Here is a 26,210-nt window from a genome sequence, read left to right on the forward strand (position 1 = left end):
TACCTGTATCTCAACCCCCAGGGTGAGCCATAACTTCTCTGCAGCGGAGAGCTCGCTGCTTCGTGGGCCGGGTCATCTATTCACGCTTAGTAGCCCTGGGGCTGTATAAGTACCACCGCCCACATTGCATCAGCCCCGCGGCTTGGCCAACTAATCGTACGCACGCACTGCGCAACGAAGAGTATCGCGCACATGTGCTCGTATTACCGGGGGTTCGAGTACTTCAATGTCACCAGCATTGCCGAGCAGGAACAGGCGCAGGCCCTGGGTGTCGAGGACGGTGCAGCACAAGTCCCACTTGTCGTCGGCGCAACGCGCTACCACCTGGTCTTCAGCCAGCGGATTCTCGGTAAGCCGATTGTGCAGATTGTGGCCAAGACGTAGTTTGAGTTGGATAGGGTCATCGCCGTGTATCGTCATGAGGTGCTTTTGGACCTCAAACGAATTGACGTTGTAGTTATCCGGGTCAGATATTTGTAGCCAACTCGCTTTGACCTCTACCATTCGATGCAGCATAAGGGCGCACATCGTCTTGGGACCGTTGCTGCTGTATTTGCCGCGACGGGTGCCTGTTGCAGGCGTATGCCCCTTCGGCCATTGCTCCTCGAGCACGTATGCCGACAGATAGACGTTTGAATCCTGATAGGAAAGAGCCAAGGGTTTAAGCAGGTAGATGCACTCGACACCACCGGCGTCTCTTGGAAGGTAGGTCACCTCAAGCGAAGCATCGTCCAGAATGGCGCTTTGGATAAGGTCGAGATGCGCAGGGTCATACTTGCCGGGTCTAAGCAGCGTAAACCGGGTCCCCGAAGTGATCCGCTTCGTCCATGCGAGAGTCTGTTTGGAGTGCTTGGTTATTTCCGTGGTTGCGTATTCACGTAGCTTGGTCAGTTGTTCCGTGTGGGATGTGAAACCGAAGCGCTCTGCGTGGTCGAAAATAGCCGCCAAGGTCATCGCCTCTGTGGGAGAGAGCGTCAAGTCGAAGCTGCCTCGACCGGTTTTCCAGTATTTTGATTTTTTATCTAAGCCGGTTTCACCCGCAGTTACCAACTCGGCTGCGGTGAGAGCGTCGAGGTCTCGCAGTGTGGTTTTTACATTGAGGCTGAAATCATTGAACCACCGACATAGTTCCGCGTGGATATCCGCCGTCGACAGGGACTTGCCTTCGCGTTGAAGAATTTTGCGCAACGCAGTACGGCGTCGGTGATGATTTATCATGGCTCAATCTCAGGGACAAAAAGTGGGTTTATCTGCTGGGACTATGTGTTGGTTGGCAAGCAGTCCCTGCGATAAAAATAGTCAGCCCACAGGAGTATTTCATGAGCCGTCAAACCTATCTAACCCTCACTCACGTTCCTGCTTTCATCCATTGGCTGGCCACCGAGCTCGAATCAGAAACGCGCTTTAAACACCAATACGTCAATCGCAAAACGGATGAAGAATGGTCGTGCAACGGCCTGTATAACGCTTTCGAAAAGTACTGTTGGAATCACCCTGGTAATGCCCGCTTGGGTTTCAATCCAGGTGAGTGTTCCAGCAGCAACGGGATCGCATTGTCCGCCCTGCGTGAGGACCTGGTCAACGCCGCAGGGAGCGACTCGCGCATTCTTGAGGCGACCGTCGATGTGATGCGTTGGGGAGGTGTGGCCGCTCGCAACGCGGACTGGCTGAAGGCGAATAAAGCAGGGCTTGGCCGCATGTTACAAAACGTACAAACGGCGATCGGTGACGGTGACGATCAAGCATCTGTATTGCGTTCGAAAAACCTGCGTTTCAACTCCGGGATGACCAAGGTGTATTCGCTGTTGTGCAAGGACTTCATCATCTACGACAGCCGCGTTGCCGCTGGTCTGGGCTGGATGGTCGTGAAGTATTGCCAGGAGCACGACTTATCCGAGGTACCTGAGGCACTGTGCTTCCCTTGGGCCGCTGCCAAGGAAGGAAAAAAATCTCTCGCTCCCAAGCGCCGTAACCCTGGAACTGCCAAGCTCAAGTTCAAGGGCTTGCGCTCAGGCCGCCATCACGCAATGTGGAATATGCGCGCCAGCTGGTTACTGAGTGCGGTCCTGGCGCATCCAGGTGCCGCCGGCAGCCGCTTTCATCTGGTGCCCTCTCCGAATGACCCGCTGCGTGCCCTGGAAGCTGCACTCTTCATGATTGGCTACGACCTGGGTGATCAGCTTCGAGCTTTGGCGGCTTAAAACCAGGTCGACAATTCCCTCCCCGTTGCTTGATTGGGAGGTCATTCTGAATGAGTGAGGTACAGGATGCGTGACATGAATCTGTTGCAGGCTTTGATTATGCAGCTCGCCGCTGACAGCATCAGCGCTGGCGACTTGAGAAAGGCCGTTATGCAGGCATACCCAAATCTTTGTGATGCGAAGTATCAATCCACGCTATTTGGCCTGCAGGAGGCCGATAGCCTTATGGGCCAGGAATTGCGCGGCGAGTGGTACTTCACAGCAATCGATAAAACTGACCCGGACTACCCGCACCCGGAGTACAGCGCTGAATTTGCCGAGAAGATCTTGGCCGCATCATGCGGGGAATTTGTAGAGATCAGCGCAGATGATTTGCTGGCTCAACTGGACGAGATGCTGGCAAAGGCACGCGCCAAGAAACCGGACACAGGGCTATAAAACACCCGGCAGCCCAGTATTCAATTCGGATGCGGTGTTTAACGAACATTAACTGTGTATCAGTCAGCAAGGGGTGTCTTGATGGACATCAAGTCCGATTTTGTGTCCGTCGAACGTGATGAGTTCGATGGTCTCACCACGATTCAGCACCTGCGTCACTGCCGGTATCGTTCTGGCAAGAATGAAATCACCTTCTCGTGGCGCCGCAATGTTCGTCCTGCTTCAGACCGCATGATTCTTGATGTTGAGATCAAGACCTCGCGCTCGGGCGGCTGGCTGCCCTCTCAATTGACCTTGTTGGTCGATGGTCGACGGATCGAGTTGAAGTATCTGACAGGCAAAAGCAGCGAATTTCGAGGGGGTAGCTTCTTCGAAATCGGTATGTTTTTCATCGAGCCATCTCAAAAGGTTCTTCGCTGCCTGTGTGATGCCAAAGTACTGAAGCTAAAGCTTCGATCTGACGAGAAAAATGAGCACACGGTTTTTCCGGACGAGTTTTGTGCCCAGCTACAGTTGCAGGCTCAGCAGTTCTATAACAACGCTTTCGATGGTGACGAGTATTTGTCAGCCGTCAGTGGCGTAGCCATACGGACAGAAGACACAACGTTCGCTGAACAGATTGCCAGCCGCGAGTCGCGCTATCGGCAATTGTGCAAATATCGACTGCTCTGGGCTGTACTCTGGGGCAGTTTTTTTGGTGGGCTGTGTGTGCTTGGCGCGTTCGATATCATGACGTTTTCCGTCAGGTCGACGGACCAGTTGATCATCGCTGGAGTACTCAGCACCTCAAGTTGGCTCATTCCTCATCTTCAGATCCTTTGGATCGAACACCAGAAAAACAAAGAGTGTCCGAATTGTCACCATAGAGCGATAAAGCTGGTTCGCTATCATGAGGCGGTTTATCAGGTCCGCTCCGAGGAGCGCCTTGTCATCGACAGGCTGACAGGGCAGCGAAAGTCGCGGCAGGTGACCGTGACGGACCATGAGGTGAGTCAGGATTTCGAGTGCAAGGACTGCCGCCATCTTTGGACGCGAAGCCATATTGCTCGAGGTTTCTAAGACATCCAATGAACGGCATCGCTAGGCTCAGATCTGATTTCGGCTAACGACTCATCTTGTCGCCCCACGCTGTAGTCTGGAAGAAGTGCCAACAGATTGAGGAGTTTCTATGGTCAGGCCAGTGCGCCCTTTCACCATGCGTTGCAAAAATTGTGGCTGGAGCCAAACGGTTATCCCGCTCAGTGATGTCTTACGATTCGAAGACTGTCCTGAGGTTTGCCCGCGTTGTAAAAGTCGGGATGTAAGTATGGAACAAGCCACGGCCATGGAAGTGGCCGTGGCGAAAGTAAAGCGATTATTTGGTTAGTCCTGAGCCTGAAACTTTGCCTGGCGGCTATAGCGCACCATTTAGTTCTTTTACTTTGTATACGCCAGGCTTGACTCGCAGGTACTTTGCTTCAGCACCCTGTTCGACATTGTAGCCGCCGGCTCCCGTCTGCTCGTCCTGCGCGTAGTTGGCGATGGTCGTCCCGATCGTCGATTCCATAAAGAACTCGAATCCGATCCGATATTTTTCAACCAGCTTCTGCTCTATAGAGCACATGACCCGACGACGTTCGCTCGTCAGTTCCTGCACCTCAAAGGGTTCGGTCAGCGCACCATTGCGCACTTCCAGCAGGATTGATTCATACAGCGTCATGCTTTTTTCCTTGTGATGTCAGCGGTCGAGATCAATCCGACCGCTGTGATTGGTCGTTTACGCGAATGTGGAATCACGCCGGCGGCTAAAAAACCTGAATCGCTCCCGCGGCCACCGGCAGAAAGAGCCATGCGGCGATGACAGGCCGACCCGATGCCGCCTCAATCGCTTGGGCGTAAGCATCGAGCTGACCCGCATGTTCCTCGGCCAATCGTTCCCACTGGGCTTCGGGCGCCGGGTTGGATTTGTGGTCAATGAGCACCCAGCCATCTTTTGTGTCCAGCAGAAGATCGATCCGACCATTGAGCACCTGACCCGAGCGCAGCAACTGTTGCACCGGGTATTCAGCCATGGCTTTGGCCGCTGGCCAGCGGGATTCGATCCAGGCGTGCAAGGCCAATTGCTGTGCGATGACCTGACTGGCATTTATGTGCTCGTGCACTGCGTGGCTCTGCAACAGGTACTGCACTTCGTCTAAGGTGAGGGGGCAGTTGGGGTCAGTGAATGAAAGGCACAAACTGGCATGAATGGCCGTTCCCAATGCACTCATTTCCGGGCTGCCTTGGAAAGCGATTCGAGTGCCGATCCGGCATGTGTTGCGGCCTGCGGTGCTGGCGCGAGCGCCACCGTTGGACGGTTGAAAGCCCAGTGGCAAACGAGACTGGACCGCTTGTACCGGGGCAAACCAGTGCAGATTTTGTTCAATTATCGCCACGGGCGCAGGTAAATCACTGGCAGTGAGCGTTTGGCAATCGGCGCACAGTTCTTTTCCATTCGGCAGCTTCAAAGTCGATAGCCCGGGAGGCGTCATCAGCCAAGGTGCCTGGACAGTGTCGAGCCACTCTCCTGTAATCTTTCTACTCGAACGGGCAATGACCAGCAGGTCTCGGGCGCGGGTCATGCTCACATAGAGCAGGCGTTTTGCTTCTTCAACGGCTTCAGCCCGGCACGCCAGGCCTGTGGCGGTCTGTTCGAACGTTTCGCTCAACGGAACCGCTTTCTGTTTGCCCAGCGGCCATGGCCAATAGCGGATAAAGCGGTCATGCAATGGTTTATGTGGATCGAATGCGCTGTTGGACTGAGCCGAGACTGACCATAACCGGTCGCTGATATCGCGTGCATGATCCATCAAAATCACGACCGGCCATTCCAGACCTTTACTGGCGTGATGAGTCATCACTTGAACGGCATCCAGCGCAGGAGTGGCCAGTGCATCGTTTTTGGCGTTGGCGATTTCGTCCAGCCACAACAACAGCCCGGATATGGATGCCGCCCCTAATCCATTTCGGCAGAGATCCTCATATTGCTGCGCGAGATCGATCAATGCATCCAGGTTGGCCAAGCGCTTTTGCACCTGCGCTGTCGAGGTTGACCAGACGCTGACACGCGTTGGTAAGTCGCACTCGGCGATCAGCCGTTGTAATGCCTCTACCGGTGTTAGCACTGGCAGATCTGTGCGCAGTTGTGCAACGGCCGCCACAAGTGGATGTTGCGAATATTCGCCGAGGCTCAGTTCACGCCACTGCGCTTTGGGGTGTCCGGCATTGAGGTAGCGCAGGCGCTCGGCAACCCAGCTTTCCGGCCCTTCGGTCTCGGTTAACGAGATAATCTGTGCCGTTGCCAGGGTGTCGGCCGGGTCGTTCAGTCGGCGCAAGCACGCCAGTGCCAGAGTTGCCTCTGCGGTTGCCAGCAGTCCTGGTTGTGCTGTGGAACAGGGGATGCCCAGAGTAGCGAGGGCTGCTGTTACTTTCGCGACGTTACTGTGGGAGTAGCAAAGCACAGTGATATCGCCCAAACGCACCGCTCTGGCTTCCTGGCGGGTTTTATCGAATACCTGATAACGGCTAGCCAGCAGTTGGCCAATCCCCTCGGCCAGTGCGTTGACTTGCAAGTCGGCATTTTTTCCGTCCAGTACCCAATTGGCGAAGGCTGGGCCGGGTAGTTGATCCGTGCGGGTCGGTATCAGCTCAACGTCCTTTGTTTCCAGGCTATTGGCGAAGGCCTTGTTGAATACATCGTTCGCCAGTTCTACCAGTTCGGTACGTGAGCGCCAAGAGTTAGGCAATACCTGTTTCTTGCCACCCATATCGGGCAATGCCTTGAGGATGGCTTGCATCAGCGCGCAGTCGCTGCCCCGAAAACCATAAATCGCCTGCTTGATATCCCCGACCCAGTAAACCTTTTTGGCAAAGCGTGAAAGCTTGAGAAAAATCGCCAGCTGCATCGGGCTGGTGTCCTGGAATTCGTCGACCATAATTAAATCGAGCTCATCCTCGAGCACCTGCGCAACGGCTGGGTTGTCCAGCAACTTGAGCAAGGCGTGTTCCTGGTCGGCAAAGTCCAGTACGCCAAACTCACGTTTGCTGTGTTCGTACACTTTCAATACATCAATGGCCAGGCCGAAAACCTGTTCGAGGTAGGCGCGGATATCGCGATGCAGATCCGGGTGTTCGGCATAGCGGCCAATGGTTTCAGAGAGGGTTGTTACCAATGGTTTGAGCTTGGCCTCAGGGGCTTCCTTCGCCAGTTTCGCCCAATCACTCCAGCGGGCGTTGTCATGCTGCAGTTCATACTGGAAGCGGGTGAGCAACGCTATGTAGCCTTCAGTGTTCTTTTTGTCGCTGTTAGCTGCCTGTAACAGAGCCAGCACCTCGGGAATGCTGTGCAGCAGCTCTCCACTCAAGTCGGTTTTGGTCGGTTTGGGGAAATGCTTCAGCATATCGTCGGCATTTTGGGCCGCAAAACCACGAGACAGTTCAAGATCAATGTCATTGGTGCGCAACTGATTCAGAAGCTTGCGCAGCTCATCGCGCCAATTGGTATTGGCAAAGTCGCCCTGTTGATACGTGTCTTCAAGGCCCAGGCGTCGAGCGACAGCGAGTAGATTATCCAGACGCTCACCATCAAGGACCCGGTCAACCGCCTTGTTCAGCAGCAGGGCCGCCTGGTTTTCTTCCAGCACACGTTGCTCGGGCGGCATGCCGGCTTCGAATGCAAAGCGCTCAAGCAACTGCCCGCAAATACTGTTGACGGTACCGATGCGGGCCTGGCCCATGGCGGTGGCGAGGTTGATTTGACCCTGCTTTAGAAGGTGACTACGGACCCGCTCGCGCAGCTCGGCAGCTGCTTTTCGGGTAAAGGTCGTGGCGATCACCCCCGAAGGCTGGACCTGCTGATCGAGCAACTCCTGGTGCAGTATTTCAGTAAGCCGGTGGGTTTTGCCGCTGCCGGCGCCAGCACTGATAAAAGTGATGTGTGCGGTGGTCTGCATTGTCATTGCTCCCAACCGGCCAAGGCCAGGTAGTCGTTGTAGGCTTCATTAAGGTATTCCATCGGCATCGCCTGATCGGGAGGGATCGAGTCCTCATCCTCTTCAATACTTTGCAGGGCAACCTCAAACAGCCCCTCTGCCTGTTGCGCCCGTCGCCACTTCCAGGCCTCGGTAAAGCTGAGCCACAGTTGTGGCGTTGAGCTTGGCGGATTGGCAGGCACCTGCTCCGAATCTCTGAAGGTTTGGTCATCTGGGGTTAGCAGGCGCGCGGACTCAAGGATGAAATAGGCTACGGATGGCCATGAACCGCTGTCCTGACGTAGCAACTCGGCATAAATCGCCAGCTGCAGATGGCGGTTTGCCTTGAGCTGCTCCGGGTATTTCTTGCCTCCCGACCACTTCATGTCGACGATGGCACGATGTCCTAACGCAGTGGTCAATACCAAATCAGCAGAGCCACCCAATGCGCCACCCTCGAAACGACCGGCCAGCTCCTGCTCAGACGTTACGACCGTGATGCCAGCATTGAGTAAGTGCGATCGCAGTCGAGTCAAAGCACGCAGCGCACGATGGCGCAGTGTTGCCAGGTCGGCACCACGTCCTTCCATCAGCAACACCGCGCCTTCTTCACATACCACACGGGGGAAGTGGGTCGAGAACCAGCTGTTAAAATCTGTGGTGCTCATGCTCAGCGCGTCCGGCCGAGTGAAAAAATGTTCAGCCAGGCGATGGGTCAACGAACCATAGAGCAAAAAACCGTCGCTCAGGCTCTGGCTTTTGGACGCCTGAATCTTGGCTCCGTATTGCAGCAACCATTGATAAGGGTTGAACAGCAACAGGTTGAGGCTCGAGAAAGACGCTTTCTCAGGCGCATAGATCGGGATGTCGGGTGGCAGGCGCCACCAGCGTTTGCGCAGTGGCAGTGGCGCCGATGCTTGGGCTTGGCAAAGCGGACCGGGGGTATGCAGAAACTCCTCGAGAATATGCACCTTTGGCTGCTGCACAACGGCTTCGATCATTTGCCAGAGCGGGTGGCTTTCCTCCCGTGGTGGCGCGAGTACCAGTATCAGCCGGCAGTTTGCTGCCAGGACTGGTCGCAGCCAGTCACGGGCTGCTTGAGTCAGCAGTGTGGCACCGTCCGGTAGCGCCACCCCGGCATCGGCCAATTGAATGCGTTCGGCCTTGGACCAGGGCGATAGAGGCGGTAACACCGGCATGCTCAGGTGCCACCAGATCACTGTGTCGGCTTGCTCAATGGCCGCACCTGGACGCGAGACGCTCAAGTGGGCGCCGACTTGTGCGGCCAGCAATGGATTATCCACGCCGCTGGCTGTGGCTTGCTCGATGACCTGCTGCAACTGCCGCGGTTTTAACCGCTCCACACCTTGAAGATGCAAGGTCTTGAGGGAGTCTAGTGCCGCTTCACACTGAGCATAACCTGCCTGAGCCGCGAATCTATGCGCGGGCTCTTGGTGCCCCAGGCGTGCTTTAAAAAACTTCAACAACCGTTCGACACGTACCAGCACCTCACTGGGCGCCACCCCGTCGTCAGTCGTAAAAGTGGGCATATTCAGCCACTCGTCAATCGAGGCAAGTACGTCGGGCGCATCTGCAGCGTAATGCGCTGCGATTTCCTCCAGTGCATCCTCCCACTTGCTCCCGACGACGCCGGGTGAGCTTGCTATTTTGGTTGCCAAGCGCCGACGTGCAAACAAACGAATCGGGCATATCGAGTGGGTCAAAAACTGCAGGAGTGCCGGATAGTTGGTTGGTGCCCAAAGCAGCTCCATGGCCAGTGGCAATACCTGCAGGGCAGGGCGCAGATTGCTGCTGCCATTGAGGCCATGGCGAGCCTGGCCGGCACCGATAAAATGACCATCAAGACAACCACCCACGCCACCCGTCACCAGCAAGGTGGGGGTGTCCTGGCCCACTGAGCGGCTCAGCCAGCTGGCGGCCAATGCTCGAGTTTGCGCTTGAACAACTTGCACTGTGTCATCTTCTTGCCATTGAATGGGCGTGACCTCTACACCGGCAATGCTCTTGCGCAATTGCATTTGCAACTGCCCCAGAAAACCTTGCGCCGTACCCTCCGGTATCTCCAGGCGCCCGTTAGGCAGGTGATTCAGCACCATTTGCCAGGCAAGTGGATAACACTCAAAAGCGTCAGCCAAAAGCACGGTCTTGATCGGGGGGCGACGAGAGTCCAACGCCTTGGCAACATTCTCCAAGCGCTGTCCCATGGAAGGGGCGACCTGCACGCGAGCTTGAGTCTCGATCTCGGCAAGGTCTTTCAGACGTTGGCTGGCGTCGGCACCGACGCGCCCATCCCAACCGTGCAAATACAAATCATCCCGCCAGGCCAGCAATGCAGCAGCCACCCCCAATTCATCGGTGGAAAAACTGGCATGATAGAAGCGCAGTGGGTTATTGCAGTGCGCCAGGCAATCGCGGTACGTGGCTGTACGTTGTGCCGCACAAGGCTGACGTGCCACTAGGCCCAGCTGCGTCTCCAGAATATCCAGCAGTCCCTGTGGCCCGACGGTCAACGCCCCTAATCGATTACTGGCTCGGGTTGCCCGCTGACCATCGAGTTGCATGCCGAACGTGATAAGCATTTCTGACACGTTGACGCTCCTTGTGAACGCTGGTGGTTCAACGCACCGTGATTGGCACGTTGTTGCATAAGGAAAAATAGACTGCTGATCAGCGACGTGGCGCTACCCTACGAACCTGGTGCGACGGTTTGTGTCGCGCCTGCCAGGTTTTGTAGCGAAACCACGGTACCTATTGCATCCGTCACTGAATCCAGTGGCCGGTAGGCTGCCGCCGCACGATGCAGTGTTTTGCCAATCTGAGCCCGCAGCTCCGGCGGCTGCTCCACCACCATTGAGTCGCCCAGGGACAAAATCCACCAGTGCAACTGCCAGGTGTTGCTCAGTGTTGAACTGCCCGAAGCGGACATCCCGGTGCATGCTTTGTGTGAGCTCCCTAGTCCAATGCACGCCAACTGATTGCGTCTGACTGTTCCCAGATTTGACCTTGCTCAAAGTGAAGGTAGGCGCGCCACCCTTCGATGCTGTTGAATGGTAGATCGAAATCGACCTCAGCCACTGTGACATGGGGGCCACAGTACTGAGCCATGTATGAATTGAGTTGGTCAAAAAAAATGTCCGGTAGCTTGGTGCTACAGGTCATATAACACGAGGTTCCATTTTCGAAAAAGTCGCACGGCCGCACGACCGACCATAATGTGGCAGGCTCTTGATCGGGGTTTTCCGTTATCCAGCTACGGGCTGCCTGATGGATCAACTTATGCCAACTACCGTCAGCATATGGGCCCTCAATACCCCACATATCAACGACAAATAGCAGTGCAATTTTTTTCGGCCGACGGAGATTCGGAGTGAATTCAAGGGCGTCTGTCATTTAAAGTCCTTATTTATTGGGCGATGCTGATAAAACCGTGATGATGAGATTCCGATTACCGTCTATTTTCAGCCTGCATGGTTCCACTCTCACTCATACCCAGCCGCAGCATTCCTCAACTTTTGCGCAATTTGCTCGCGTAGGTTCAGCGGCATTTCAACCACTAGCGCATCGCCCAGCGACAAGATCCACCACTGCAGTTGCCAGCTATTGCTGATCGTTGCTGTGACGCGATAGCCATCGCCATTGCCAAGGTCGGTTAGCGCCATATCTGCGCTCAGCGGCGTTTCTCGCAGCAGGCGAGCTTGCTTTTCACTTAGCCAAGCCTGGAAGGCGATTCTTTCTGTATTGCCGAACTGCAGCGCATCGCTATTCAAGTAGGCCTGTAGATTGAAATCCTTCAGTCCCTGCGTTGGGGACTCCAAGAGGGACAATTCGCGGAATCGATGGACTGCGTACTGGCGCACATCGGTGTAAGTGTCGGCGGTGCCGATCAGGTAAGTGATCAATCCACGTTGTACCAGGGCCAGCGGATTGAGTGTCAGTTGGCTGACTTTGTCGGAGTGTGCGGAGTAGTACTGACATTGCAACTGTTTCTCCTCCAGCAAGGCCTGTTGCAACGTCTCCAGAATATCCTCTGGAATCTCCGGCGCTTGCAGGTTCAAGTCGGGGCGCACGCTGGCTACTTTATCCAGCCAGCGTGCGGCTTGATTCTCCTCGCCCAATGACTTGAGTTTTTGTCGCGCGTGGTTGAAACGAGGCTCCAGCACTCTGAGCATGCTGTTAGGCAGCAGTGGGCGGATTGCGTCTTCGACTAGAGCCAGGCTCAACGCCTCGGTCAGGGTGACGCCCTGCAATTCGACGCTGACACCGGGTTGCCAGTACCAACCGTAAGGCGCGCTTGCGTCATTGCATTGCAGGGGGAACATCAGCGACAGATCGATCAGGTCGCGTTCAATCGTACGCCGGCTGATTTTATAACCCGATAAGTGTAGGCGCGTGGCGAGTTCGGCGGTGGTGATTCCGGGTGATCTGGACGGCAACTGGCGAAGCAATTCCCACTGACGGCTGACGGTGGATTGGGCTTTGGCAGAGGGCAAGACAGGCTTCCTTGTGTAGTGCTTAAGCTCGGCATGGCGACAAGGGTGATAGATGGCACTAAGCCAGTCAACACCCGTCCGAACGTCCGCTATCAGTGTACGAACCCTATAGGTCTCTGCCTTCCGGTAGTTTTGAGGCGGGTTTCAGCGATGAGCGCGCTGACCAACTCGTTCGCATTGGCGAAGGGTTTGAAGCGTGCTTGCCTGGCCACCGAGGCAAAGTCGCCTGGGGTCAATTGCTGTTCGCTTCTCAGCCGCAGGCTTGCCGTCTTGGTGGGGTCCTTGAGTTTGAGCGCCTGCAAGTGGGTGTTGAACAGCTGCTGTACCTGGGGTTGGTCGAGGTAACCAAAGTAGATTTTCATGTCGAAGCGGCGCAGCGATGCTTCGTCCAGGTCATGGATCAGGTTCGTTGAGGCAATGAACAGACCGCGATAGCTTTCCATCTGGGTAAGCATTTCGTTTACCGCGGTCACTTCCCAGCTTTGCTTTGCCTTGCGTCGATCCTGCAAAAAGCTGTCGACTTCATCGAGGAGCAGTACCGCGCCGTCCTGAGTAGCCTGTGCAAAAGCTTCGGCAAGATTCTGTTCGGTCTGGCCCACATACGGGGAAACAAGATCAGATACCCGTTGCACCATCAGCGGCCTGTCCAGTTCCTGTGCCAACCAACAGCCGAAGGCGGTTTTGCCAGTGCCAGGAGGCCCGTAGAAACATAAGCGTGCTTCAGCGTGCTTGCGTAAACCTTCGACCAGACCATCGAGCGGTACATCGGTATTGATCAGTTCCGGCGAGTAAAAGCTCGGCAATCGCTGGCCCTGTGCGCCCTCCAACTTGCCAAAACCCTGGGCTTTGAGTGTGCTGTCGACCAGGCATTCGACCGTTGCATCAAGCTTTTTGCCGGCGCGGGGATTCAGGCTGCGGGCGATGCGAACCGCGCGAGTGATCACTGCCGGTGTTGCATGTTCATGATCGATAAGTTTCTCCATAAGCTCATCGCCCAGTTTGTCGGCGCTGCAGTCCCTAATGATTTGCTCGCGTTGTGCCCGAGGCGGGTTTGGCAGGTTGATGACCAGATCAAAGCGGCGAATGTGCGCCGCATCCAGCGATTCGACACTGTTGCTCAGCCAGAAGCAGGGCAGGGCGTTTTCTTCGAGCATCCGATTGATCCAGCCTTTCTGTGCCTTGCTGCGGGCACCCATACCCATGGGCGTGGGGCTATCGAAAATGTCTTCGATTTCATCCAGGACCAGCAGCGATTTGTGCGAATGCAAGACGCTCATGGCCGAGCGCAATGCGCACAAGCGCTGGCTGGCACTGACCGGATCGCCGTCACTGTCGGTGCAGGCGATCTCATACAGATCGGTATTCAGTGTTTTGGCGAGCAGGCGGCTCAACTGTGTCTTACCCGTACCTGGCGGGCCATAAAGCAGAATGTTCACCCCGCTTCGGCCTTCGACCAATGCCTTGGCCAGGTAGGCTTGGGCGATATCTACGTGCTGACGCAGGTGTTCGTATTTATCGAGCCCGAGCGTACCCGGCGGGCTAAGCCTGAACGCATACTTGAACAACTCGATGGGCTCGTCCTGATTGAAACGCATCAATCCCGGCAAATCAGAGTTACCCACGCTCAAGCGGCTGCTCAGGGTGGTGACCGAGCAGGACAGGGTATTGACTTCAAGCAGACCCGCCCGGACCAGTTGGCCGTCGTTGCTCAGATACCGTGTCAGTTGCAGCTGTGGAATATCCAACAGGGTGCTGAGCACAGCGAGCATGCGGTTGAAACCGAGCATTCCCAGCTCATCGGCAGCGTTGGTGAGCGTCGGATCGGTATGCATCAGGACACAAAAACCGAGAATGCGCAGTTCCGCCGCATCAAGGCCGAGCAACTCTCCCAGCGCCTCAAGATTCTCTTCCAGCATGTCGGGGTAATCGTAGGTGGTGAACGTCTCGTCAAACAGCTTGCGTTCGCCCTTCAAGCGCAAGAGCGCCTGGCGTGGGTGGAAATCCTCTTCATCGATCAGCGCTTGCAGGCCCAGTTCGATGGCCAGTTCGTCATCGTTAAAGCCGTGCCGCTGGATAAGATTCCGATGCCCGCCAAGATCGAGCATCATCATGAACGACCACTTCAGGGTCAGGGCGCAGGTGTCCGCGTTATGGGGGCCGGAATTACGTACATTACTGCGATTGAGCGAACGCGGGATGGGCACGGCGACTACTCCTGATACTGACGAGACATGATCATGAGGCCAAGGTGCGTCGTAATGTGTCGCGCTCGGGTCAGGGGTGGAATGGCGATAGATGCCGTGTCGAAAGAGGCTGACGCGCAGTCGTTGCTGTTGATGAATCAGAAGCAACGGGATGGACTCTCCTCACCTCGGGATCGTGAGTGTCAGACTGCAAGTGCGAACCTCAGTCAACAGTGAGAAGGGGGCCGGATTCCGGCGTGGAAGTCCACGCCATCCCCCGCTTGAGCGTCAATCATTCATAAGCCAAGGCTTCAGTTCCTTGAGATTGGTCACCACGATTTGTTGCGCTTCAGGATTGGTGGTCAGGTTCCTGGGGTCGATCTGATAGCGTTGCAATACATACTTCACCAGCGCCCTGCGACTGGGCACCTCCAGTTGGCCATCAACCATGCCGAAGTCAGTTTCGATGATTGACTTCTGCGCCGTGTTCAATCGCCCATCGGCTGCAAAGATGACCGGGATCTCGGTGTTCCAGTCTTCATCCAGCTCACGAGTGTTCGGCGATTCGTCGAGCAAATCCGGCTGGCCCCGTAGACGGCTGAGTACAAAGTCGCGGTACTGGCCGTTCTTTTCACAGTACGCCCGCACATGCCAGCGCATACCGGTGTAGACCAGTGTGTGAGGGGCGATGAGGCGAATTTCCACGTTCGGTGTGTTGAGTGACACGTACTCGGTTTCCAGGCGCAGGCCATCGCGACACGCTTTGAGCAGCGGGCGCAGTACCTCTGGGCGAATCGGGCGATCCGGGACCTCCAGCACCTTGGTGTGGGCGTAGGCCAGGGCGAGTCCATCGATGTGCGGGGCGCGTTCGTTGTTCTGATAAAGCAGGTGCAAATAGGCGCTGGCGCTGTCGTCGATGAACAGCGGGGTGAACGTCTTGCTGGGTATGTAACCCTTTATTTTTTTGTCATATGTAAGATTTTTGGGCGCATGTTCCGTGATGTAGGTGTTGATGTCCTTGGACGCCTGCTGACGGCTGATGCCGAAGCTCTGTATCAAGTGTCCCGTGGTCAACCGGCCCTCCCACCAGGCAACTGTCTCGATCAAGCGATAGCGAAGTGCCAGGTCCCAGCGGACCTGTTCGATGGATTGTTTGCGTTTCATACCCTCTCCATGTGCGTGAATACTTTACCTGTATAAGTCTACATTCTAGACCTGTCACTTAACACTACATATCTTGTGTCTGGCATTCGAAATGAATTGAAGTCACGGAAGGAAGTGGGCATGAGTATGTCGGAATTGGTTTCGACAGGGGCGTTGGTGATGATGGTGGCAATACTGCTGGTGTTACTGCATCAGTGGTTGAGGTTGCGTGACCTCTGGCAGATGGCTATGGATTGCCAAAAGAGTGCGCGCTGGGCACGGATTTGGGAGGCAGAGAACCGCGAGTTGCGTTCGGCACTGCGCGCTGAAAAAGCACACATCGAGCAGTTGCAAAGAAAGCTGGTGATTTTGCAGGAATTGATCCCGGCTGAGGGATAAGGGAATGGACATGAACAGACTTGAGCTGATCAAAGGTTGCCTGCTGGGTGGCGCTGTCGGAGATGCGCTTGGCGCCCCCGTGGAGTTTCTCGAGTGGCCGCTCATCGAGGCCAGGTTCGGTCCGCAGGGCATGATTGATTTTGCCCCGGCGTATGGCATCACCGGCGCCATCGGCGACAGCACGCAGATGATGCTGTTCACCGCAGAAGGCTTGCTGCGGGCATATGTGCTTGGGAGTTCACGGCAGCCTTGCCATGTCCCCAGCATTATTCATCACGCATTGCTACGTTGGCTGACGACCCAGGATTACCCCTCGCTGATACCGGTCGCCACAGATGGCTGGCTGATCAAGGATGTGGAGCTCTGGTCGAGGCGTGCCCCCGACTCAACTTGCCTGAGTGCACTCAAGGCCAGTGGGTGGCTTGGGGCGGTTGCCGAAAACCACAGCAAAGGCAGCGGTGCCTTGGTCCGTGCTGCACCCTGTGCATTCTTTGCCAATGCATTCCACCACGCGGCCCAGTCCGGACGGCTGACGCACGGGCATCCGACAGGCTATCTGGCGGCTGGGCTGTTTGCCGACATTCTTCAGCGTGTTGTCGATCGACGCGACAGCCTGGAACACGCCGTGACTCAAAGTCTGGCCAGGTATGGGCAAGTGCCTGGCATGGAAGAAACTCGCAACCTCATCGAGCGCGTGCTGTTGTACTTTTACGAGGGGTACTTGCCAACCCCGCAACGCATCGACGATTTTGGCGGTGGCTGGGTCGCAGAACAGGCGCTGGCCATCGGCCTGTGGTGCGCGCTGACCGCACGATCACTTGAAGAAGGGCTGGTCACGGCGGTCAATCACAGTGGTGACAGCAGCAGTACAGGGCTTGTCGTCGGGCACTTGTTGGGCGCGCAGTTTGGCACCGCCACCGTTCCTGCTCGCTGGCTCGAGCGCCTGGAACTGCGTCAGGTGATTACGCAGGTAGCTGAAGATCTTGAACACGTTGCGCATGAGTACTGTGGGCTTGACGGCGAGTTTGATGAGCAGATTGAACTGGCGTATCCGGGGAGTTGAGCGCGGTGAAGGTAGTGAACTTGCGCAGCGACCAAGGAGCTTAAAATGCCGATCAAACCCAGACCCTTCACTTTTGAATGTGAAGGTTGTGGTTGGACGAAAACAGTGGCTCCGCAGAGTGATGCGTTGGCGCCCGGTGAGTGGATCGATCAGTGCCCGAAGTGTGGGAGCAAGGCGCTGAAGATGCGCCCTACGGGGTGGTTTGCGGGGGCGGTGGCGGAGCTGTTGGCGCGGCGGCGATTTTGAGCGGGTGGCGGATGACCGTAGCACCTGCCTGATCGACTAACGTACAGGCCGGGGGTGTGCATCCTGGCCTGTAAGGGCCTGCTATAGGGCAGGCACGGGTTCCCAAAAGTGCGCGTTCAGGCATTTAGCGGCGTATTCGAGTGCGCAGAAAGTCATCAGGCTCAGCAGAGGTTCTCGTGCGAACGAGTTCGCAAGCCTCCAAGGCTTTTCGAGCGGCCAGCTTGAGCTTTCGACGAAGGCCCTCGCATTCATCCACCAGTTTTTCTAGCCCGGAAGAATCGAACATTTGCTCAGATATGGGAAATGCTCGATCTATTCTGTCGAACAACACCGTTCCCCCTATTTCCAGCGCATCGAGCTTGAACCCGTTGAACTCGCCTTTGCGGCTCTCCAGCTGCGCTATATCGGTTTTGAGGGCCTGCTTGTAGGCATCGAACACTGCATCGAGCTTGCTGGTAACTTTCCCGACCACATCCACTTTACGGTTGATAGAGCGCAGGAACTGGTCAAACGTCCGGCCGCTGGAGGGGTAGTCTTTCTTGCGTGTGGATGAATAGGCGCACATGCCCGCGTATTCGATACCAGCAAAGCTCAGGTCGTCGGCTACCTGATCCATGATCTGGCCAATGTCGTCTTGAGACTTCACATCTGCCTTGTTCAGCACGATGTACAGCGACTCTCCGCGAAACGGCGTGGATTCGATGAACTCGATATCGGACTGGTCGATGGTTCCGGCCGGGTCGAGTCCGATGACCCAGACCAGTGCCGATGCCTGATTGACCAGGGAGGCTGCAGTGCTGCGGTCGGAAGCCGCAGCCCCACCCGTAGTACCAGGGTTGTAGCCGGGCGTATCGATGATGCACAGGTTGCCGAACAAGTCCGGATCCATGGGAACCTTGACGCTGATGAAGGGCAGGATGCGCCGTAGGTCGAAGCCGAAGGCCTGGACATATTCGTGGCACATGGATGCGTACAGGCTGGGCTCCAGGTCGATGGCCCCTCCGTTATACGAATAGCCCTTGATCCGGGTTTCTTCGGAACACACAACGTAGCTGGGTACCACGGTCACCGGGTTGATGCCAGTCGCCAGTTGCACGCTTGGGTTATGGATGAAGCTGTTGACGAATGCCGACTTGCCGCTACTGAAGCCGCCAGCAATGCTCAGGATGGTTTTGCCGGCAATGCTCGGGAAGTTGTTCAGCATCTGCATCTCGGCGAGAATCGCCTGCATATCGAGCATTGCCTGGGCTTCGCCGGCCAACGACGATTCTCGACTGGCGAATTCCATGTAGTCGTGGTTGATCAGGTCGGCGAATCTATCCAGCTGTTCATTGGTGGGTGGTTGCTGGGCCAGGACTTTGCTCACCAGGGAAAATTTTTCAGTGAGCGACAGGTGTTGCTTGTTGATGTCTGCGTAGTTGTTCTCCAGGTGCTGCTGAGAGGCCTTGAGTTGCTCGGTCAGGCTTTCCAGCAAGTCGACGTTCTGCTCCGTGGACAGTAACTGGTTTTTATGTTCCTCCAGATACGTCTCCAGTTCGGCTATTTGTGCCAGTGCCTGAGCCTTGCGTTCTTCCAGCTCCGCAGCATTGGCCCGTTCTGCCTCCAGCTGGGCAGTGAGCGCTTCATTGTTCGACTCCAGCGAGCCGATTTGCGCAGCCTGCCCGGCGCACTGTTCGGTCAACCGGTGTTGGGCGTCGTTCAATGCTTCGATCTGCTGGCGCGCGTCGGACAGCGTGTGTAGAAGTTCAGCGATACGCTGTTCTTTTTCGATCAGTTCTTGCTTGCGATCTGCCAGGTGCTCTTCAAGGGAGGCGATCTCGGCAAGCGCCTGAACCTTACGCTCTTCCTGCTCTGCCGCATTGACCCGTTCTGCCTGCAACTGGGCGGTGAGCACCTCATTACGCGATTCCAGCGTGCGGATCTGCTCTGCCTGCTCGGCGCACTGATCGGTCAACATCTGTTTGACGTTATTCAGTTCTTCGAGCTGCTGTCTAGTATTGGTCAGCGTGCGCTGAAGCTCTGTGATGCACTGTTCTTTGTCGACAAGCTGCCGCTTGTGATCGGCAAGGTGCTCTTCGAGCCCTGCGATCTGGGCCAAGGCCTGAGCCTGTCGCTCTTCCAGGTCCTTCGTGTAAACCTTGGCCTGGGTCAGCGCGAGCATGGCCTTCTGGAGCTTGCTCTTCTCCTGCGCAAGGGCTTCGGCGGTCGACGCCATGTTGGCTGTTTCAACCTGCAAAGCCTCGGTAAGCGAGTCGTTGCGCGACTTCAGAAAGCCGATTTCGTCGTTCTGGCCAGCGCACTGAGTGGTCAATTGCTGATTAGTGCTAAACAACGTGTCGAGTTGCCACTGGGCATCGTCCAGATGCCCCTTAAGTTCAGTTGCCAGCTTCTTGCGCTTGAACTGCCAGAACCGAGAGAGCAACTCCAGCGTCGATCGTGCCTGTTCATTGATACTTGGCGGGTTGCTCACAGGGTGACCTCTTCGGCCTTGCGCGCCAGACGTTCAAGCCGATCAATGGTTTGAGCCGCGTTGTCGACCTGATCCTTGAGTACATTGATCCTGCGTTGAATCTCGTCGACGAACGAATCGGAGATGGTGGAAGGCGCTTTGCGCTCAACATCGTTGATAAACGAACTGATCTTGCTTTTGACCTTGCTGCCCAACGAACCGATGAAGTCATCGGCTGCGTCCTTGAAGCGTTCAGCTTCGTAGCCCTTGAGCGTGCCGTTGCTTTTCAGGCTGTCAGGCAAAGGAATGCTCAGGTCAAAGTCATCATCTGGAATAGAATCAATGATTGAGTTAATCGCGAGCTTGATCATTTGCCCATTGGCATCTTGTTCAAGTACCTCACGGATCTTCGGGGTGAGGTTCCGGGCCAGTTCTTCGTTCAATCCGCGATGAGAGCTCTCCACCTTGGCACCCAGCTCATCTTGGATGTCATTCATGAACTCGTTGATGGTGGAGATGACTTGGCTACTGATGATCTTGGCGCGGACGACCGTTTTTTCTGTAGTACCGCCACCCCATAGTTTGCGGGCAATCCAACTGCCAACCCCGTCGTTGTCGACTGTAATGGTTTCACTGAAAGAGCCTTCCGCGTCTTTAACAGTGGACTGTGTCTCACGGAGCAATTGCGCAGCTATCTTGCGCATGTCGTCACGCAACTTCTGGCGGTAGTCAGCCATGGTGTATTTGAAGCTGACATCCAGTTCCAGCGAGAGATCCAGTCGCTTCGACTCCAACGAAGCCAGCTGTTCGTCCAGCTGATCCACATTGGCGTTCTTGATCTGGATGACTTGGTTGCGCGCCAGGTTGATGATTAGCGCCTTGAATGCCTCAAGGTTCTTTTGTTTGCGAACCATTAGGTTGGCGATTTTTTCGCGAGTGATCTCGGCTTTCTTCTCACGCACCTGTGCAAGCATGGCGTTGATCACGTCAATATTCGCCAGGCTGTCCAGGCTGCTCAACGACAGTTCCTGGTTATCGCGGGTGAAGTAATCCGGGTAATCGGTGGACAGGTTGTCCCACGTCACCTGCTCGTTCGAGTCCCAGGTTTCTTGCGAGTTGAAGCGGCGGTTGAGGCTGTGGCACAAGCCGGAGCTATGCAGCAGGTTACGGTGCACCGAGCCGATCAGGTTGTCGAACACCGAGCCCACCTCCGGGCTGCTCAGCTTGAGGTCTGTCAGGGTGCTCTGCGCCCGCGCCGACAGTTGGGTGCGGATGGCTTCCACTGCATCGCTCAAGCGCGCGCGCTTTTCGCTGCCGTACAGCTGTGTGTCAATCTGGCTGGCAACCAGTACCAGCTCCTGAATGCCTTCCTTTTGGGTAATACGCCCCATCACCTCAAGGTCTTGCTCATTGAGGAACTGGCCGGCCGGGCTGACGATGAACACCACGTCGCAGGTTTTCAGCAGTTCGACCGTGCGCTCTTCGCGCGACTGGACCGGATCGTTCATGCCGGGGGTATCGATTATGCAGATATCGCGCAGCGCCTCGAGCGGCATGGCGACATGAACCGTCTTGGTGAACGGCATGTACGTGCCGTCGGCACCTACATAGTTGTGCAAACGAGCCGCCAGCTCTTTCGGGTTACCTGCCTGAATCTCGCTGTGCAAGTGCAGGGTGGCCGCATCGAGACCAGACTTCTTCATACGCTGGTACTGGTCGTATGCCGCGAACAAGCCTTCTTCGCGTTGCAGTTCACTCAAGGCTTTTTTATCAGCCATGAGCGTCAGCTGCGCCATATCGAGGGGCGCGCCATTGGCCTGGGCGTTACGGCGCTTCACCAGCTCTTCCAGGCATTCGCGCTTGCGCGCGGCCAGCCGTTGCTCGAACTGGTCCGACTTGAAGCGGATCGCGGCGATATCCGTTTCGCTGTAGAACTCGACCTTGGCCTGGAACACTTCGCCCCAGGTGATGGTGGTCAACGCAGCAGTCATGGGCGTTGCGGCTTTGGGTAGGATCGGCTCGCCATCAAAGATCAACGCATTGAGCAGTGACGACTTTCCAGCTTTCACGCGACCGACAATACCGATGTTCATCAGCCGGTTCTGGTCTTGCAGAGTCTGGCATGCTTGCGCGAGCTGCTGCGGTTGGTCGATGCCGTTCAGCCGCTTGAATTGCTCGATTTCGCGCTCAAACAGGTCCTGGTTACTTGCGGCCAGTGTGTGCAGGTTTTCGCTAAAAGCGACGAGTGATTGGTAATCCATTAGGTCGTCCGCCTTACTTGTAGAGGTGTTCGTTTGCAGCGGCTTTTACTGCGTTGGCAAGGTTTTCCAGAACAGCGGTCTTTTCGCTGATCTGAGCTTCAAGCTGCAGGCTTTCTTGTGCGATTGAGTCGATTACGTGTTTTTGCTTGTTGATCTGCTCTTCGAAGCCGTCGCTGATCTTCTTCAGCATGGCGTTGAGCTGTTCGTCGATGATTGCCGGAATCTTTCCGCGCAGTTCCGCCTTGATGTTGGGGAATACTTCGCCGGTCAGTTTCTGGCGAAACGTCTCGCGCTCGTTACCACCGCCTTTAAACATCTTGAGGATTTCGGGCAGGAAAATGATCACCAGCTCTACCAGTGGATTGACCACGGTGGTGGTGACGGCGAGCACGGTTGAAAGGCTGCGATAGAGCATGACGCCGCTGTTTTTGTCGTCCTCGGCCCGGTTGCTCAGGCGTGTAGACCAGTCGCTGAGCATTTCCGTGGTGCGCTCCAGCGAGAACTTGACCTTGTTGGAAAGCTCCTCGCTCCAGTTACCACTGATGTCCAGCACAGACATCTGGCTGCTGGTGGCACTCAGGTTGCTGGCAATCCGGTCGACCATGCTGGTGGAGATGTCCTGCACTTCAGATTTGATCGTGCTGGCCAGGCTGCTGCGGATGATGTCGGAGAGGGCATTCGACAGGGCGCTCGGGTTCTTGCTGCTGCCCAGCGTGACCAGTTCGTCCAGTGAATCATTCAGCGCGTTGTCCAGGCCGCGCAGGCTACGGTCGAGCATTTTCCCCGAGTAGCGATCCTTCAGGTCCGACTCCACATCCTTGCGTTGCTCCAGCAGCTTGACCAAGGCCTGTTCGAGTGCGCGCTCGGTTTGCTCACTCTCGGTCTTGTCCTTTTTCAGCATGCTCAGCGCGAGGTTGATCTGCGCCAGCAATTCAAAGTTCTGATCCTTGAGGATGTCGATGAACAGATGCGAGAACAGCGCGTCGGGCTGCAAGGCGGTCAACGCACGCGTCAGTTCTTCGCCGCCCCGGTTGCCGAGCGTAATGCTGCGGCAATGCTCGCCGAAATACACCCCGAGCTGGTCGTCAATGTAAGCCTGCACGTCTTCCACTTGGTCGGCGGCGCGCAGATTACATTTACTTAGTAGGAACGTGAAGTCCGTGTTATAGGTTTTCAGCTCGTCGAGTTTGCGCAGCATCGACTGCGTAATGTTGCCGTCCTCGATGCTGGTCAGCACCACAAAATGCACACCGCGCGGCAGGTAGTAAGCAATCGCCTTGTTGTGGTTTTCCAGCGATGAGCCAAACCCGGGCATGTCGACCAGTACCAGAGGCGCAATGGCCTTCAACGCCTCGCTGTCGAGGTACAGGCGCAAATGTGAAAACTCGCTGGAGCGACGATTGATTGAGTTCAACGCTTCGACAGGCAAGCGTTCCTGCACACCATCGGGCTTGATCGCCAGCAGATAGGGCTCGGAGGAATAACGCAGTTCGGTCGCCAGTTCAGTTTCCGGCGCAATCCCAACCGGCAATATGTCCTTGCCCATCAGCGCGTTCAAAAGTGAGCTCTTACCGGCGCTGAAGGCCCCGATTACGGGAACTACAAGCTCGGTCTCCATTACTTTGGGGAGCAGTGACTGATCGAATGAAAACGCTTGGCCGTTGAGCAGCGCCTGCATTTTCTTCAAGTAGGTGGCGAACGCTTTCTGGCTGTCGAGCATGGTGATAATCCTTTAAGTGTTGAGGGGCTGCGCGAAGCCTCGGCATAGAGGGCACTGAGGCTTATGCGTTGGGATATTCAGGGTACTGTTGGTTTTAACTCGTCGTGCGAGAAGGGCTCCGGCCCGCCGTTCACCAGGCCAGCGCGTCACTGCTTAGCGTCGTGGTATTGGTCCAAAAGCATTGAGTGCAATTGAAGGCGTGGGGCAAAGGCATGAACACGTCCTTGTTTGTAGGGTATTGATCGCGCATGTCCTGTAACTGACGTCATATCGCTTCCCGGATGAGATGGCGTTGGGTGAATCCTATAGATCGGCGCGATGTGATTTGCCTGCATGATGGCACTTTGATTTGGTATCGTAAACTGTCAACAAAACGCCCATATTCCGGCGATTTCTTCAGCGGAAAGACGCATTCTCAAGCCCTTGTGCGGAGGTGCATGCCTGAAAGTTTTACCTGTGTACTTAACCAGTATTTAGGCACTATTCGTTTTACAGCTAGCGGGGTGGGGGAGAACGAAAGCAGGCCAAGCTATTTGCTCGACAGTGAGCGTGTGGCGCTGCAACCATTTTTTGGTGATGTCTTATTGATATTATGCCGGTCGCGTATTGGGTGATGGGCCTCGCTTAGTTATCCCGCGAACTGACAGGAGCAGCAATTAATGGTGGTTGTTATTGGTCTCGTCATCGCATTGATCGGCTTTGCGATAATGTCCCGTCCTTTCAAGATTGGTTTCGGCCTCTATTTGGCCTTCCTGGCTTACTACATCTACCTGTATGGCGGTAAAGGGGGGGTGGAAGAGGCGTCCACTGCATTTTCACTCGTGTCTGGGGCGGTAGCCCTGCTAGTGCGCCAGTTGCAGGTGAGGAAGAGCTCGAGTACAGCGAGGCGTTTGCTGCGATGATTCTAGAGCAGGAGGAAAGTGGCTTTCAGAAAATGGATGCTGACGACTTGCTCGCGTTACTCGAGCGCAAGCTCAGCGAGGCTCGGAGCGGGAAATAGGCTGCGCTCGCGGCAAGGGCGAGATCAGGTTCGATCTCCCGTGCCTGGCCAGCGGCATGGCTGGTCAGGCATTTTGCAGAGTGCTAAAGCAGCCCTTCGTTGTTCAGTTGCAAGCGCGCATAGAACAGAATTGCGACCGCTGGAATCAACGCAGAGTAGCCGGGTTTGACCGCGCTTTTCAGGTTGGTGGCTGCCGCCTTGATGCGTTCGGTCGAGATCAGTCCGGTCAGCGACGGCAGCATTGATGTTGAGGCCAGTACCAACCCATTTCTCTCGCTCGACAATGCCGAGCTGCTGTTTCGATACACAGGCAATGGTGCCTCCGGAGTCGAGAAATAGGAGGTAATGGTCAGGCTGGCGGCCAGGCTATCGACCTGTTCGAAGTAGCCTTTCTCTGTCATAGCCGCCATATGCTCAGTAATGTCCTGTCGAGAAGCAAGCACATGAGCCTCACCGAACGAAGAGCGGAAACACGTGCTGATCAGTAGCGCTTCCATCTCCACCACCTGCGCACAGTCGTGTAACTCGCTCAGCAGATCGTAATGCTCCGCCAGCATCAACAGAATCTGCACATACTTCAGGCCCCGCCCGCGTGCCATGTTGACCAGGCAGTGCCCGCCCAGAAGTTGGAATTCCTTGCTCAGCAGGTAGAGCGAATGATCGGTTTCCAGCGTCGTCCAGCTGCTGCTACGCAAGTGCTTGGCGAATTGGCCGCGGATGCGGTCGCTGGTCAGTTCGAGCAGGTCGTACAGAAAGTGGTCGGTTACCACAGGATCGGGGTTCTTGATGATGGGGTGGGGCTGAAGAGAGACGGGTAGGCCACTTTGGTAACTGTGGAAACCTGATTCTCTCAGTACCTGCTCCAGTCGCGGCCAATAGTCCGTGTGGCCGAAAGATTCCATGCGCACATTTTTGCAGTTGGCAACTGGTTGGCGGCCGGCGCTGTTTTCCCCGATATTCAACCGCAGAATGTCATCATTTTTTGAGTAAGCGTTGTACAGCTTGCAGTTGGTGCGCTTGCGGATGGCACGCGCCTCATTGCCCGACAGTTCGGTAGCTGCGGCCATCAACAGCACGTCGCCGATTTCGAGGTCGTGATTGGCGGGCTTGTGCAGCATGTCGAGCAGCGCACTGACGACGACCCGTCCGCCAAGTGAATGCCCGACCAGGTTGATCTTCGACACGTAAGGATGAAATTCGAGGAGGTAGCGCTCGAGTTGTGACAGCAGTGTCTTGCCCATGGCGGTTGCGCGTTTGCGACTGCTGTTGAAGTGCACGGCGCGGTCGACCACTGCAGCCGCAGCGCCCGCTAAGACATTGACCCGGGTGATCGCCGACACTCCGCCGCTGGACAACGCATCGAACTGACTCCAGTGACCCGACGGCCAGAAAGCAAAGATGTTGACGCAGTTGTGCAGGGACGAAGGGATGCACTTTCGCAGCGCGCACCGGTCTTCCATGTCGTGGCCGGCGGAGTAGCCATGGATGAAGACGTTTGCGACCTCTCCTGAACGGTGAGGGAGGCTCAGGAATTTGAATGTATGGCTCACGTGACGGGGTATCCGAGACTGTAAGGTGCGACGTTGATCAAAAATAGCTCGCAATGCC

The 26,210-nt window shown here is 55.9% G+C and carries 17 protein-coding genes and 1 pseudogene; 6 read left to right on the forward strand and 12 right to left on the reverse strand.

Features of this window, described 5'->3' with window-relative positions; all coding sequences use genetic code 11:
- Window positions 1–150: 150 nt before the first annotated feature.
- Complete coding sequence (locus tag PPUTUW4_RS03260) at window positions 151–1,218, reverse strand: WYL domain-containing protein (RefSeq protein ID WP_015093385.1); 1,068 nt, start codon at window positions 1,216–1,218, stop codon at window positions 151–153.
- Window positions 1,219–1,319: 101 nt separating this feature from the next.
- Here PPUTUW4_RS03260 and PPUTUW4_RS03265 point away from each other — a divergent pair, with 101 nt between their 5' ends.
- The 3 genes from PPUTUW4_RS03265 (at window position 1,320) to PPUTUW4_RS03275 (ending at window position 3,698) form a co-directional block, all read left to right on the forward strand.
- A complete protein-coding gene (locus tag PPUTUW4_RS03265) occupies window positions 1,320–2,201 on the forward strand; it encodes a hypothetical protein (RefSeq protein ID WP_015093386.1) in 882 nt (293 codons plus the stop codon).
- A 75-nt stretch (window positions 2,202–2,276) separates the two neighbouring features.
- Window positions 2,277–2,639, forward strand: a complete 363-nt coding sequence (locus PPUTUW4_RS03270) for a hypothetical protein (RefSeq protein WP_227698108.1) — start codon at window positions 2,277–2,279, stop codon at window positions 2,637–2,639.
- A gap of 81 nt (window positions 2,640–2,720) precedes the next feature.
- Complete coding sequence (locus tag PPUTUW4_RS03275; RefSeq protein WP_015093388.1) at window positions 2,721–3,698, forward strand: hypothetical protein; 978 nt, start codon at window positions 2,721–2,723, stop codon at window positions 3,696–3,698.
- 334 nt (window positions 3,699–4,032) lie between these two features.
- Here the strand turns inward: PPUTUW4_RS03275 and PPUTUW4_RS03280 are convergent, their stop codons facing one another.
- From PPUTUW4_RS03280 to PPUTUW4_RS03315, 7 genes and pseudogenes are all read right to left on the reverse strand, one after another.
- Window positions 4,033–4,338 carry a hypothetical protein gene (locus PPUTUW4_RS03280; RefSeq protein WP_015093390.1) on the reverse strand — a complete coding sequence of 102 codons (306 nt, stop codon included), beginning with the start codon at window positions 4,336–4,338 and terminating at the stop codon, window positions 4,033–4,035.
- Between the two features lie 85 nt (window positions 4,339–4,423).
- Window positions 4,424–7,609 carry a UvrD-helicase domain-containing protein gene (locus tag PPUTUW4_RS03285; protein ID WP_015093391.1) on the reverse strand — a complete coding sequence of 1,062 codons (3,186 nt, stop codon included), beginning with the start codon at window positions 7,607–7,609 and terminating at the stop codon, window positions 4,424–4,426.
- A 2-nt stretch (window positions 7,610–7,611) separates the two neighbouring features.
- Window positions 7,612–10,227 carry a PD-(D/E)XK nuclease family protein gene (locus PPUTUW4_RS03290; protein WP_083884528.1) on the reverse strand — a complete coding sequence of 872 codons (2,616 nt, stop codon included), beginning with the start codon at window positions 10,225–10,227 and terminating at the stop codon, window positions 7,612–7,614.
- Between the two features lie 107 nt (window positions 10,228–10,334).
- Window positions 10,335–10,556 (reverse strand): annotated as a pseudogene (locus tag PPUTUW4_RS03295) (WYL domain-containing protein); the annotation flags it as partial.
- Between the two features lie 571 nt (window positions 10,557–11,127).
- Complete coding sequence (locus PPUTUW4_RS03305; RefSeq protein WP_015093395.1) at window positions 11,128–12,138, reverse strand: WYL domain-containing protein; 1,011 nt, start codon at window positions 12,136–12,138, stop codon at window positions 11,128–11,130.
- A 92-nt stretch (window positions 12,139–12,230) separates the two neighbouring features.
- On the reverse strand, window positions 12,231–14,342 hold the full coding sequence (locus PPUTUW4_RS03310) for an ATP-binding protein (protein ID WP_015093396.1): 2,112 nt from the start codon (window positions 14,340–14,342) through the stop codon (window positions 12,231–12,233).
- A gap of 267 nt (window positions 14,343–14,609) precedes the next feature.
- On the reverse strand, window positions 14,610–15,485 hold the full coding sequence (locus tag PPUTUW4_RS03315; RefSeq protein ID WP_015093397.1) for a WYL domain-containing protein: 876 nt from the start codon (window positions 15,483–15,485) through the stop codon (window positions 14,610–14,612).
- A 120-nt stretch (window positions 15,486–15,605) separates the two neighbouring features.
- Here PPUTUW4_RS03315 and PPUTUW4_RS03320 point away from each other — a divergent pair, with 120 nt between their 5' ends.
- Both PPUTUW4_RS03320 and PPUTUW4_RS03325 read left to right on the forward strand, forming a co-directional pair.
- Entirely contained in the window at window positions 15,606–15,863 is a 258-nt protein-coding gene (locus PPUTUW4_RS03320; RefSeq protein ID WP_015093398.1) for a hypothetical protein, read from the forward strand.
- 79 nt (window positions 15,864–15,942) lie between these two features.
- Complete coding sequence (locus PPUTUW4_RS03325) at window positions 15,943–16,926, forward strand: ADP-ribosylglycohydrolase family protein (RefSeq protein WP_265102318.1); 984 nt, start codon at window positions 15,943–15,945, stop codon at window positions 16,924–16,926.
- 370 nt (window positions 16,927–17,296) lie between these two features.
- Here the strand turns inward: PPUTUW4_RS03325 and PPUTUW4_RS03335 are convergent, their stop codons facing one another.
- From PPUTUW4_RS03335 to PPUTUW4_RS03345, 3 genes are read right to left on the reverse strand one after another with little or no spacing between them, the layout of a single operon-like run.
- On the reverse strand, window positions 17,297–19,642 hold the full coding sequence (locus PPUTUW4_RS03335; RefSeq protein ID WP_015093401.1) for a dynamin family protein: 2,346 nt from the start codon (window positions 19,640–19,642) through the stop codon (window positions 17,297–17,299).
- Window positions 19,639–21,882, reverse strand: coding sequence for a dynamin family protein (locus tag PPUTUW4_RS03340; RefSeq protein ID WP_015093402.1), 2,244 nt, complete (start codon window positions 21,880–21,882; stop codon window positions 19,639–19,641). Before PPUTUW4_RS03340 ends, PPUTUW4_RS03335 begins: the two co-directional genes overlap by 4 nt.
- A gap of 13 nt (window positions 21,883–21,895) precedes the next feature.
- Window positions 21,896–23,602 (reverse strand): dynamin family protein, encoded by a 1,707-nt coding sequence (locus PPUTUW4_RS03345; protein WP_015093403.1) that lies wholly within the window; start codon window positions 23,600–23,602, stop codon window positions 21,896–21,898.
- 659 nt (window positions 23,603–24,261) lie between these two features.
- On the opposite strand from PPUTUW4_RS03345, the gene PPUTUW4_RS03350 reads away from it, so the two are divergent.
- Entirely contained in the window at window positions 24,262–24,504 is a 243-nt protein-coding gene (locus PPUTUW4_RS03350) for a hypothetical protein (RefSeq protein ID WP_041474772.1), read from the forward strand.
- Window positions 24,505–24,685: 181 nt separating this feature from the next.
- Here the strand turns inward: PPUTUW4_RS03350 and PPUTUW4_RS03355 are convergent, their stop codons facing one another.
- Entirely contained in the window at window positions 24,686–26,152 is a 1,467-nt protein-coding gene (locus PPUTUW4_RS03355; protein WP_015093404.1) for a DUF726 domain-containing protein, read from the reverse strand.
- Window positions 26,153–26,210: the final 58 nt, after the last annotated feature.

The organism is Pseudomonas sp. UW4 (assembly GCF_000316175.1).
In the GTDB taxonomy this organism is placed as follows: Bacteria; Pseudomonadota; Gammaproteobacteria; order Pseudomonadales; family Pseudomonadaceae; genus Aquipseudomonas; species Aquipseudomonas laurylsulfatiphila.